Here is a 13,019-nt window from a genome sequence, read left to right as displayed (position 1 = left end):
ATTCCTACCTTATTCAATAGTTTTCCCCATTGTAATCGAAAAGACCCGTATACTGCAATTGCTTGTGAAATATCTAGACTCTTCCCACTAATACATCAACATCGATCGTAATTTCATTTAACAGGATATTGGATCCCTCTTTTTTATGCCAGCCCATCGGTGTCATTTCAAGCAGAGCTGGGACAAGCTCTGTAGCTAGCGGTACCGTATAAGTTATACGTTCTACACTAACATCGGTAAAGCTTTCTTTAAACCGAGCAACTATTTGTTCATTCGAATACGACTCTTTAGTAGAATCCGCATATAATTGCGCTCGAAGCTCATGTAAGTACCCGCTCTGAGGTACAACCTTAACAACACAACCATTCTGAGTTAACAGACGTTTAAATTCTTCGTAATTGGCAGGCGATAAAATATTTAATATGGCGTCGAAGCTCGACCTTGCAAATGGACTTTTCGCTAAATCACCGACACACCAAATTTGCTCTGGATAATGTCGAGATGCAGCAAGGATGCCTTCCTTGGCAATATCAATACCAATTCCTATCCCATGTTTCTTTGCCATAATACGAGCTAAATGTGAGCCCTCACCACAACCTGTATCAAGCACGGTTTCTGCATTAGCAATTAGCTCTCCGATTTTATCTTCTACTACATCATAGATACCACTATCAATAACCGCTTTTCGAGATTCAAAGAGCTCTTTACTGTACTTAGAAACAGCACCATGTGTCAGCATATTGACGTATCCCTGTTTGGCAATATCAAAAGAATGATTTGAAGAACATACTAATCTACCTTGCTCAAAAACTTCCATTGATTCCTGACAAATCGGACAAGCAAAAAGCTTTATATTTTTATCCATTAACGCTGCCCCTGCAGCTCTTTTAGATAGTGCCCCCATTAATTTTCCTCCTTCTGTTCTGTAGGTGAAATAAGTGCAAAACGCTCCCACTTACGACTTCTCCATCTAAAGTATACGATAACAGCTCGCATCCATTCATCTGCCGCAATTGCTAGCCAAATACCTACTAACCCCCAATGTAAAACGAATACGAACAAGTAACCGAGTGGGAGGCTCATACATACCATTGATAAAAAACCAATTTTCACCGGAAATCTTGCATCCCCTGAGGCACGTAGCGAGTTAATAACTACTATATTCATAGTACGCCCTGTTTCAAGTAGAATACTTAATGCTAGAACCGATGCACCGATGGCTATAACCTCTGGATTATCTGTAAAAACGTGCATAAGTTGCTGACGGAATATCGTCACAACTGCAACCATAGTAATCGTAAAGGCAAAAGCTGCCCGTACACTTGTCCAAAGCTGGTCATAAGCTTGATCCTTTTTACCAGCACCGACATTTCGTCCAATAATTATAGCTGTACCTGTTCCGATGGCAATCGCAAATAAATACGTAAACATCGAAATATTCATGGCATATTGTCTCGCAGCAAGTGTCTCTGCGCCTAAATACGTTGCATAATAAAGGAAGATAATTTGACAGAACTGATAAAGCACCTGCTCAAATGCTGACGGTAAGCCTATATTTAATATTTTTTGAACATATTCCTTTGAATACTCGAAATAATATTCTAGCTTTACTCTTACTTCCAAGACTTGATACAACAGCCAGAAAAACACAAGAACTGCTAAACCACGACTTATCACTGAGGAAATAGCCGCACCTTTTACACCTAACTCTGGTAATCCTAAGTTACCAAAGATTAAACCGTAGTTTAAGACAACGTGTAACACATTCATACCTAGTGATACATACATCGTTTGCTTTGTCCATCCATGTACACGGATAATCGCTGCTAACGCATTTATAATTGCCTGTAAAAAAATAAAGCTTCCGATGATTACCAAGTAGCTTTGAGCGTATTTAAGCACTTCCCCTTGCAAATTCATCATGGTCATTAAATGACTTGAAAAGAAGAAAAATAAAACACTCATCATTAGTCCAACGATCAAATTCATCGTTACTGCTAAAGCGGAAATCTTCGCAGCTTCAAAAATGCGCCTTGAACCTAAATATTGAGATACAACAATGGAAGCACCATTACCAACTACTTCAAGTATTAAAATTGCAATATGAATATATTGATTGGCTGCACCAACTCCTGATACAGCATTATCTGATAAAGCACTGAGCATAAAAGTATCGGCCAGTCCCATTAACATAAATAAAAATACTTCTAAAAATATCGGCCATGTTAAATGGAATAAACTTAACCTATCTGTCTCTTTAATATCACTTTCTCTTAACGTATCTGCCAATACTTTTCACTTCTCCTAATCGCTTCGTAAATATTTCACTTGCTGTTAATCTTTCAACTACCTTCTTTGCCTTCGATACAGATTAATTACTGCCCAATCAATTATGCCTCGGCATAATTGCGTCCGGAATCGGCTTTGTGCTTGCACAAAGAACTCCTTTTCGATTCCGTGACATCCGCCGGGGGCTTTAACTTCTTTCAGCGGGTGTTTGGACACCCGCTGAAAGAAGTTAAAAATATATAGTATCTTATCATAGATTTTTAGACTGTAAAGAGTTTTTATAATGAAACAATCAAATATGCCTCGGCATAATTACGTCCGGAGGCTTTAGGGCAACAGGAGTTAAAAGATTATGCAAAGCTACTATAATACGCAAAAAATCCCTCTCACAATTTTATGTGAAAGGGTTTCTTATCATAGTAAGCAATAGTCCTGCAATTGCTGACGTTTTTCAGTTGTTAACCCAAACTCTTGCTCTAGAAAAGCTGATTTCGAGCCATATCGGTTATCCATTGCATCAAATGCTGCTTGTAAATAGTCTTCACGGGCAGACATTAAGGCATAAAATTGCTGTAATTCTTGATCGCTATAATCTTGCTGCATGGTCTTAGCCATCCGTTCGACTAAGGGATGTAAATGTACATTTGTATCTAAATAGTCCTCCATTATCGTTTCCACAGGTACATCTAAAGCAAGTAAAATAAGTGCACTGCCAATACCTGTTCGATCCTTCCCGACTGCACAATGATGAACAAGCCCTAAATTTTCAGGTTGTTGAATCGTTGCTATTAACTCTTTGAACGAGGCATTATTAAAAGGCATTTGTGCATAAAATTCTCGGAACATCTCCGGGCTTACAACCTTATAAAAATCTTTTCCACCAGCGTTTGTAGGCATCTCAAAAGCATGATTTCCCTTAGCTGGTATTTGAATATAATTAGCATTAGGGAATCTCGGATTAGGATTATTTTGAGCCTCATGGTTGTCTCGATAATCAAAAATTGTTTTCACACCTAGCGTTTCAAAAAGCTCCTTATCTGCTGTCGTCATTTTACCAAGTGCCGCTGAACGATAAATCAAACCATTCTTAACAGCACGCCCATCTCTCGACTTATAACCACCCATATCCCGAAAATTATAAACTGCCTCAAACGGAATAATCTTTATATCAAACTGTTTCACTCACTGCACCTCTTCCTGTTAGCAAGCATACTTATCTCTATTTTATAGAACAATTCGATATAATACCAATTTTCGAACTAGGAAATGTCATACACTACTTAGAGCGATGAGGGGATTTATTTGAGCACTTCTTTATCTGGGCGGAGCAGGTCGGTGGTCGTATTTCCCGATCACTTTTCCTCCCAAGCGGAGCAGTTATCCACTTTACCCGATCACTTTTTCATCCAAGCGGAGCAGTTATCCACTTTACCCGATCACTTTTCCTCCCAGGCGGAGCAGTTATCCACTTTACCCGATCACTTTTCCATCTAGCGGAGCAGTTATCCACTTTACCCGATCACTTTTCCTTCCAAACGGACCAGTTATCCACCTTTCCCGATCACTTTTCCTCCCAGGTGGAGCAGTTATCCACTTTACCCGATCACTTTTCCTTCCAGCGGAGCAGTTATCCACTTTACCCGATCACTTTTCCTTCCAGCGGAGCAGTTATCCACCTTTCCCGATCACTTTTCCTCCCAGAGTAGGTCTCCTTCTTACCCATCAAAAAAGCTGCCCTTGATAAAGGACAGCTCGAAAATACTATTTTTCAATAATAATTATTTAAATAACTCAGGGTATACTGCTTTTGCGATTAACTCAACAGCTTCGCCAATACGCGGACCTGGGCGATTTGAAATATCAGTATCTATAGAATAAACCGCTTTATTTTGAATGGCCGTGATTGAATTCCATCCATCACGAGAAAGAATTTCTTCCGCTGAGTTTTTCACATAGCTTACTGTTGTTAAAATGACTTCTGGATTTTTCGCAATGACATCTTCCTCAGATACCGGTGCCCAGCTTTTAAGGTCAGCAAAAACGTTGTTAACATTTGCAGCATTTAAAATCTCTTGTTGGAATGTACCAGAACCAGCTGTATAGATATCTGGCTTTGGACTAATTTCTAAGTAGACATTTTTGGGTTTTTTCACATCTTTAACTTTCGCTTGGACATCTGCAATTTTAGCTTTAATATCTTCATTTAACTTTTCGCCTTTATCTTCAATTCCCATAACCGTTGCGACTTGTTCGATATCCCCATAAACATCATCAAATGATTTAGCTGATTGAATGGCAAACACTTTAATACCCGCATCCTCAAGGCCTTTTAATGCATTTAAATTTTCTTCATCTTTGCCTCCAGTTGTATAGGCAATAACGACATCTGGCTTTAGGGCTAAAATACGCTCACTATTGAATGTTGTAGAATTAGAGACGCGCTCAATTTTTTGTGCTTCTTCTGGATACGTATCAAATTCTGTTGCACCAACGATTTTATCGCCTACGCCTAGAGCAAATAAAATTTCTGTATTACTAGGTTGTAATGAAACAATAGTTTTAGGTACTGCATTAAACGCTACTTCTACGCCACGGTCATCCTTAACTTTATAGCTAGTTTTCTCAACTTGTTGAGCTTCCTTAGAAACAGTTCCTTCATTTGTATCTTCTTTCGTGCCACAGCCAACTAATACGAGTGCCAGCATCAACACAGAAAGCCATTGCAGCTTAAACATTTTCTTCATTTCATTGATTCTCCTTTTTCTTTTTCATCGGGTATGACTTACTAATAAACGGTATTTCAGCAATACCAGCATGCTGATTCATATAGACAGCCATTACAAAAAACACATTGGCTAGCAATCCTAAATAATCAAAGAGAATAGCTGGTACTTCGCGTTCTTCAGACACTTTGTGCAAAACACGATATGATTTTTTCGCCTCACTACGGCATAAATGTAATGTAGTAGCCGCCTCTATTCCTTGAGGTAATACAAAGTTTTGTATTTCATCCTTAACATGGCTAACATAGAAATCATAGCGATCACTTAGCCAAGTCAAATCATCTTCGGTTACCGCTAATTTACCTCGGACTGAGCCATTTACATGGTATGCCATTGGCAAAATGGCTAGCAAATCATCTGCTACTACCTCTACCGTTTCTTTTTTCACCGCCGCCAATGCTACACCAATATGCGTTGTTAGGCTATCTGTTCGAATTTCAAAATCTACTGTCGATGCCTTTTCACGCATAAATGGATAACAAGAATAACGTGCATCTTTTTTCAAATCTAAGTCCCCGCTTTCCTTCATGAAAAATTCTTACCTTATTAACACCCGGCTTACATTAGGTGAATTATAAGTGCACATAAAAAAAACGTTGTTCCCACTCCTAAGGAAACAACGAAAAATAACATAAATATTGTCGCATAGATACGACATAGCCTATGTATTTGCCGCATATCCTCCTAGCTTCCGAAGAGTTATCTATACGTTCAAACAAAGGTCGGTCTCCTGGCTTGCACAGTTCACTACGTTCATAAAGAACCTTCCCATCGGATAATTCGACAGTGGTATATCTTTATAATTCCTGTACTTACAGTTGCGGAAACAGCTTCGGTTTTTCACCGAATTCCCGATTATGCTATAGTTCAGCACCTTTATTCTGCAAGAATTATTCACTTGTAATGCAGTTTAACATAGATTGATAGGAAAAAATAGCTGTGGAATTTAGAATAAACAAATTACGATGGATAAGAATCATGCAGGTATTACCTTATGCACGCGGATATATTCACTGCCCCCACGGGTATTCATCCTGCTCGTGCAGATACTTGTTATGCTTCATGGAGTAAAACATTTTATTTTTTCATACGTTATAAAAAAATTAGCTATTTCAAAACTTTTACCGGATGGCATTCTTATATTTCTTTTTGGATTTAATATCTTCTTCTTCCTCAATTAAACGTTGTGCAATCTCTAGTAGTTTTGGGTCATTTGTTGCATCGAATAGCTTTTTAAAGGAAACTATAATATCATAGCGTATTAATGTCGGGTGTTTTTCGTCTAAGCATGTTTGATACCTTTTAGCCAAATATGATACGACTAAATCTCTTTGTACTTGCCCTGCTAAGCCTATTTTCCAAATTGCCTGTAAAGTATGCCTCACAGTGACTGTTTCTTCATCATACGTTACTGCCCAAATCTTTAAGAAGTCCTCTAATACTCTTTCTTCAGGATCACTTTTTGCTGCCAATGCGCATAAAAATTGTGCAGCACTTGCACGCACATGACCATTTTTGTATGTAAGAGTCTGAACAAGTTGTTCCCAAACTGAATATGTCCAATCAACTGGCTCCTGCATAATTTTCATTAATTCTTCGTATGATTTGTATTGAATATCACGGTCACGCTCTGTTAAATTACTAAAAAGTTGCAAAATCTCTTTTTCCATGATTCATCCCTACCTTTATTGTTTCAGAACGAAAAAAAATAATGCACTTGTAAGTGTTTTCTCATTTCCCATCATTCGTTACTTCGCTACTACAAAATAAAAGTCTCAAATAATTATAATTTCAAAGTAAGATCCCTACTTGTATATGTCAAAATTATCAGAAACGAGGTTCAATATGCAAGGAATACTTTCTTTTAGCTATATGAAGACATATTTTACTCGTTAGAGGTGTCACACTTATCAGCCTTTGCTTTAATTCAAGTAAAATACGCATTAATGATGACAATCATTCTATGAATAAGTGATGTTATTTCTTTTCTCGGCTCCATCTTCATTTTTGTAACTGGTCCTATAGTAGTAAATATATCTACTTATGTAAATTTATTCTTCACAGAAGTTATTTTACTCATTATTGATCGAGTAGTCGAGCCTAAATTAATGGATAACCATATCTGTTTGCCTGCTAGGTTTACTCGTAGGTTTTTAACTATATTTTAAATAGTTGATTTTTACGGGATAACCTCCAATACCGTCAAATAATAAAAAAGGTTATCCTTGTAATTTCTTTTACAAAGATAACCTTTTCGCTATTTAAATCGTCTATATTTTAGTACGGCTTTTTAAATACGACCGAAGCCTACTAAATATTGATTCCACCAATCAAGTGATTCAATGACAACACCTTTATTTTGAGCATCAATCATCGTGTTGTTTCCTAAGTAAATACCTACATGCGCTATACCCGAACCATAGCTGAAGAATACTAGGTCACCTACACGTGCTTCACTTGCTGAAATACGTTGTGTTGCTAAATATTGTTGTGATGCTGTACGTGGTAAAGATACGCCTGCTTGTTGGTAAGACCATTGCACAAGACCTGAACAGTCAAATCCTGTCGATGGGTTACTACCGCCCCAAACATAGCTACGACCTAGGAATTGTTTCGCAGTTGAAATAGCATCACCTGAAGATGCAGTGCCTGACCCTGAACCAACAACGACTTTTTGTTCTGATTTTTCATTGTTAGCTTTGCTACTATTGCTAGCATCGCTATTATCATTATCGTTACTGTTATTATTGTTGTTTGTTGCTTGTACAACTGGAGTAGCTGCTTGAAGTGCACGTAAACGAGCTGCCTCTTCCTCTGCTGCTTTACGTTCTGCTTCTAAACGCTCTTCTTCTTGTTTCGTTGCAATTTGTGCCTTTAATGCAAGAGATTTTGCTTCATTTTCAGCTTTTTTAACTTCCATTTCGCTTTCCTTCTCTTGAAGCTCTTGGAATTGCTTTTGAAGCTCTTTTTGTTTTTCATCTAATGTTGCTTTTTGTTTCTCTAAGTTAGCCTTATCTGCTTCTTGTTGATCTACTAATTCTTGGTCAGCATCCATTAATGTTTTTACCGCTACGACACGGTCCATTAAATCTGCAAAGCTTTTTGATTCAAGAACAGCGTTTAAATAAATACCTACAGTATTATCTTGAGCTTGGTATGCAGCCATACGGTCACTTAAAATCACTGAACGTTGCTCAATACGTTTTTTAGTATCGACAATATTTGCATCCACTTCTTTAATGTCTGCCTGTACTTTGTTAAATACTTTTACTTTTTCATCGATCTCTTGTTGTAGTTTCTTTAATTCTTCTTGTAGCTTTTTAACCTCTGTATCTATTTTAGCTTTTTTATCCATCATTTGTTGAGATGTTTCTTCTGCGTGTACTTCAGTTGGTTGTACTGTATTAAATAATAAGCCGCCAGCTAGTGCTAGTGCTAGCACCATCGACTTACGCCATTTATTGCGCTTACCCACGTTATTCTTTCCCTTCACTAGTCAATTTCGTTCGTAGAATTTTACTGTCATCATTGGAACGATTTCTTTTATGTAATCTTATATTTTATTAGCCTTTTAAAGTTTAGCACTATTAGCATAACTTTTATACTATTTCGCGCCTTTTTAATGGTTTAGTAAAACTCGAAACATTCTTGTAATATTCATGTAAATTCTAATAAATTCTACAAAATCTCGTTTTATTCTACATAGCAACGTTTTTAGCTACTTTACCATTAGACCCACTCTCTATCTTGTAATGTTTTTGTAATATTTCTAAGGATCTTTTTTACAATAAAAAAAGGTAAGGGAGCATTTCCCCTACCTATAAATAATGTGTATCCATAAACAAAGATTGATTTTCACTCCGAGTTGGCGCTTCTATTGCTTCATGGAACGTAGTGCTTGGATAGAAAGCCGTACTAAGAGAATGGCACATAAAAATAAGCCTAAGTATGCAGCTGTATTTAAGTAAACAGCATACATGTCATGAATAAATTGTGAAATCGCTAAAAGAGCTACAGAAATAATGCCAAAGGTAATACCAACGAGGAGCAAGACGAAACGGGAAAACAGATTGGTAATAAAACGAGCATTATCCTCATCCGAAAAAACATCGTGATGTAAAATAATTTTCCCACTCTCTATCCGTTGAATAAGTTGGTCGACTCGTCTTGGCATTTTGCGCAACGTCGGAATAAGCATGGACAATTCTTCTTGTATACGTTCCTTCGCCGCCAATGGTTCTTTAAATGGCTTCAGGAAGGATGCCCGCATATATGCGGATGAAAAATCTTTTGCTTCTGTAAAAATATCAAATCTTGGGTCAATTACCCGTAATGTGCCATCCAATGTTACTAAGGAACGCAGCGCTAAACCTACTGCGGGATAGAAAGCAAGACCAAAATCACGAACAACTGTAAATAACGCATGTATCAATTCCTCTGTAGGAATCCGATCCACATAAGAGATTTTCAAGAGAATTTGATCAATGGCTTGCTCCATCTTCGTACGTTCTGCATGATCAGCATTTTCAACCAATAATGTTAAGCCGTCAAATAAAGTACTTGAATCATTTAGATGAATCCCCATTAAAATTAGCTTTAAGCCATCTTGTTGTGTAGCTCCCAAACGCCCTACAGCCCCAAAATCAAGCAGTATCGGTGAGCCATCCGTCTCATCAATATGAATATTCCCTGGATGTGGATCTGCATGAAAGATACCAGAAAGAAGCATCTGCTCAAAGAAAGAATACAAAACAGTCCGGGCAAACTGCCTACGATCACTTTCTAAACGACTAAATTCAGCCGCAGCATTAGCAACACTTTTCCCACGTATATATTCCATGACAATAATATTTTCATAACAATATTCTGTATAGATTTTAGGAATCCGCACCTTATATTCGCTTTTAGCAAGAGCTTTCGTCACCTGCAATGTATTACGAGCCTCAATATCTAAATGAGTTTCCTCGCGTAAACCATCTGCAAATCCTTTAGCAAGCTCACGAAAACCAAGTGACTCAGCCCATGTAGACTTTCGTGAAAGCCAATTGGCAAACTCCTCTAAAATCTCGAGATCATCTCGCATGATCCCCTTCACTTCTGGACGCAGTAGCTTCACCACGACTTCATCAAAATTTTTCAATCGTGCCTTATGCACTTGTCCAATAGATGCTGCCGCAATAGGCTCCATTTGAAAGCTTGCAAATAGTTCATTCATAGGCTTCGGAAGTGACTCTTCTAAAATTTGTGTTACCTGCTCTGAAGGTAAAGGCTTCACACTATGTTGTAGCCTCTCCAATTCGGCAATAAAGATAGGAGAAAATAATTCCTTACGAGTAGAAAGGACCTGGCCGAATTTAATAAATATCCCACCACATTGCTCCAAAGTTACCCTTAAAGCAACGGCAAGCTCCTTTTCATTTTCACGTTGTCTTGCGTATTTAATCGTTTGAACAACGCCATTTGTCACAGCTATTTTCAACACCTGACGCAAGCGCTTTTGTTGTCGCCAGTAGCTACGAATGCGCAAGAATATATTCTTTTTCCCATTACGACGATCTCTAGCTGTAATACCACTTGAATCGAAAAGCTCAAAAACAAGATAGAGCAGCATCGAAATGAGTAGCATGCTACCAATCCAAATAAGTGTACTGACCTCTGTCACGGCTTGCATCATCGGTTCATATAAAAAATCTGTATGACGTAAATAGGTATACCAGTAAACAAAGGACGTTAGGGTCACACTAATAACTACAGAAAGAATCCTACGTATAAAATTAATGTTTGATCCAATTAATCGACCACTTACAAAATAAATAAGCCCTGAAACAACTAGTAGTTGAATAAAAAATTTCAAAAAAATCAACAGCGTCACCTCCGATGCTACTTCCTAATACTGCTAGTATAACAAATCTAAGGCTCATCATCATAAAGCGGGGTCACTTCCGTCCCGACTGTCATCCCCAACTTTTATTGATAACCAAATCCGGTTACTTAATTTCTTTTACTAAGTTTATCCCCAAAATTTTGTCTATTTGTTTACTTTTTTAGTACTTATCCACTTACAATGATTTTTACTCAGTAATTTTTGTTGATAAAATACCTTATAGGGTATATAATCCACTTAAATCAATACTTATCCACAATTTTATTCATTATCAACACTCGGAAAGTTTTGATTTATCCACAACATACCCATATACGTATATCACAAGAAAAGGATGTGCTTACACATGAGTAAAAAATTTTTAATAGTCGGTGGTGTCGCAGGCGGCGCCTCGACCGCTGCGCGTATTCGTCGCCTCGATGAACAGGCTGAGATTATAATATTCGAAAAAGGACCGAACGTTTCATTTTCAAATTGCTCTTTACCCTTTCATCTAAGCGGAATCGTTGATAACAGCGACAAATTAATCTTAATGACACCACAAGCCTTTCAAACAAAATACAAGATCGAAGCACGTGTTAATCAAGAAGTTTTACATATTAATCGAAAAGATAAAAACATTACTGTAAAGGATTTAACTACTGACACTGAGTACGAGGAAAGCTACGATACGTTAGTGTTATCTCCTGGTGCGAGTCCAATTGTTCCAAACTTGGATGGCGCTCATTCTTCACACGTTTTTACGGTTCGTAATGTCGTGGATATCGCCCGTTTAAATCGCTATATCCAGAGTGATGACATACAGGATATCGCTGTAATCGGTGGCGGATTTATAGGCGTAGAGGTTGCAGAAAATTTACAGCTTGCCGGTTTTAATGTCTCACTCGTTGAATTTAGTCAACAAATCATGATGCCATTTGACTATGATATGGCACAAATATTACACAAAGAAATGATGGATAAAGGAATTAATGTCATCGTCAATGATGGTCTAGCTAAGGTTACAGCAGATTATGTAGAATTGAATTCCGGCAAACAATTGAAAGCACAGGCTGTCGTATTAGCTATCGGCGTTCGTCCAGAAACCTCTTTAGCGAAAGAAGCCGGACTGACAATAGGTGAACTAGGTGGCATTCAAGTAGATGCTAATTACGCAACATCTGATCCTTCTATTTACGCTGTAGGCGATGCTATAGAAGTATTCCATCAGCTAACTCATAAACAAACTCGCCTGGCACTTGCAGGTCCAGCGCAACGACAAGCACGAGCAGCAGCTAATCATATGTACAATATACCTCAACAAAACAAAGGAGTTATCGGCTCTTCAAGCGTACAAATTTTTGATTACACGTGTGCCACAACGGGCTTAAATGAAAAAACAGCACTCGCACATGGCTTCCAAGCAAAAAGCGTGTATTTGATTGCTCCAGACAAAGTTGGTTTAATGCCAAATAGTAATCCACTTCATTTTAAGCTTGTTTACGAAGTGCCAACCGGGAAAATTCTTGGAGCCCAGGCGATCGGAAAAGGTAATGCCGACAAACGCATCGACGTTATTGCAACTATGATAACAATGGATGGCACATTAGAAGACTTAAAAGAGCTAGAGCTATCATATTCTCCAATGTTCAGTACCGCACGTGACATAGTTAATTTAGCTGCACTCGTTGCTCAAAACCAGTTATATGGTCATTATAAACAAGTAAAAGTTGACGAGGTTAGAGGTCTCGTTGAAAATAACGCCTATTTCTTAGATGTCCGCGAAAGAAATGAATTCGAGGCTGGTCATCTCATTCACGCGCATAATATTCCGTTAAGTGAGCTCCGTGAACGTTTGGATGAGATCCCACAAGATAGACCAGTTTACGTACATTGCCGATCTGGCCAGCGAAGCTACAATGCTGTAATGACCCTCCAGAATAACGGTTTCTCGAATGTCTTCAATGTTGCTGGATCCTTCCTCGGTATTTGCTTGTATGAATATTTCACAGATACAACAACTAACAGAGATAAAATTGTTACGGCCTACAATTTTAAATAGCACGAAAGGGATGCCGCTAGTT

The 13,019-nt window shown here is 38.0% G+C and carries 9 protein-coding genes and 1 riboswitch; of the genes, 1 reads left to right on the top strand and 8 read right to left on the bottom strand.

The window, feature by feature from the left end:
- Window positions 1-73: 73 nt before the first annotated feature.
- The 8 genes from ACQKN2_RS04600 to ACQKN2_RS04565 all read right to left on the bottom strand — a co-directional run bounded on the left by ACQKN2_RS04600 (window position 74) and on the right by ACQKN2_RS04565 (window position 10,935).
- Complete coding sequence (locus tag ACQKN2_RS04600; protein ID WP_427413899.1) at window positions 74-904, bottom strand: putative RNA methyltransferase; 831 nt, start codon at window positions 902-904, stop codon at window positions 74-76.
- A complete protein-coding gene (locus tag ACQKN2_RS04595) occupies window positions 904-2,289 on the bottom strand; it encodes an MATE family efflux transporter (RefSeq protein ID WP_427413898.1) in 1,386 nt (461 codons plus the stop codon). The genes ACQKN2_RS04600 and ACQKN2_RS04595 overlap by 1 nt, the downstream gene beginning before the upstream one ends.
- Before the next feature lie 414 nt (window positions 2,290-2,703).
- Complete coding sequence (locus ACQKN2_RS04590) at window positions 2,704-3,471, bottom strand: tyrosine-protein phosphatase (RefSeq protein WP_427413897.1); 768 nt, start codon at window positions 3,469-3,471, stop codon at window positions 2,704-2,706.
- 596 nt (window positions 3,472-4,067) lie between these two features.
- Entirely contained in the window at window positions 4,068-5,033 is a 966-nt protein-coding gene (locus ACQKN2_RS04585; RefSeq protein WP_427413896.1) for an ABC transporter substrate-binding protein, read from the bottom strand.
- A 1-nt stretch (window position 5,034) separates the two neighbouring features.
- Window positions 5,035-5,577, bottom strand: coding sequence for a hypothetical protein (locus ACQKN2_RS04580; RefSeq protein ID WP_427413895.1), 543 nt, complete (start codon window positions 5,575-5,577; stop codon window positions 5,035-5,037).
- Window positions 5,578-5,775: 198 nt separating this feature from the next.
- Window positions 5,776-5,965: riboswitch (cobalamin riboswitch) on the bottom strand.
- Window positions 5,966-6,193: 228 nt separating this feature from the next.
- On the bottom strand, window positions 6,194-6,742 hold the full coding sequence (locus ACQKN2_RS04575) for a hypothetical protein (protein WP_323647766.1): 549 nt from the start codon (window positions 6,740-6,742) through the stop codon (window positions 6,194-6,196).
- A 620-nt stretch (window positions 6,743-7,362) separates the two neighbouring features.
- Entirely contained in the window at window positions 7,363-8,565 is a 1,203-nt protein-coding gene (locus ACQKN2_RS04570) for an NlpC/P60 family protein (protein ID WP_427413894.1), read from the bottom strand.
- Window positions 8,566-8,946: 381 nt separating this feature from the next.
- Window positions 8,947-10,935 carry an ABC1 kinase family protein gene (locus ACQKN2_RS04565; RefSeq protein ID WP_427413893.1) on the bottom strand — a complete coding sequence of 663 codons (1,989 nt, stop codon included), beginning with the start codon at window positions 10,933-10,935 and terminating at the stop codon, window positions 8,947-8,949.
- Window positions 10,936-11,302: 367 nt separating this feature from the next.
- Between ACQKN2_RS04565 and ACQKN2_RS04560 the strand changes: the two genes are divergently transcribed.
- Window positions 11,303-12,997, top strand: a complete 1,695-nt coding sequence (locus ACQKN2_RS04560; protein ID WP_427413892.1) for an FAD-dependent oxidoreductase — start codon at window positions 11,303-11,305, stop codon at window positions 12,995-12,997.
- Window positions 12,998-13,019: the final 22 nt, after the last annotated feature.

The sequence above is a fragment of the Lysinibacillus sp. NPDC093688 genome (assembly GCF_050280145.1).
GTDB classification, from domain to species: domain Bacteria; phylum Bacillota; class Bacilli; order Bacillales_A; family Planococcaceae; genus Lysinibacillus; species Lysinibacillus xylanilyticus_B.
Note: the sequence above shows the minus strand (reverse complement) of the source record. Positions and strands in the feature narration are given on the sequence as shown.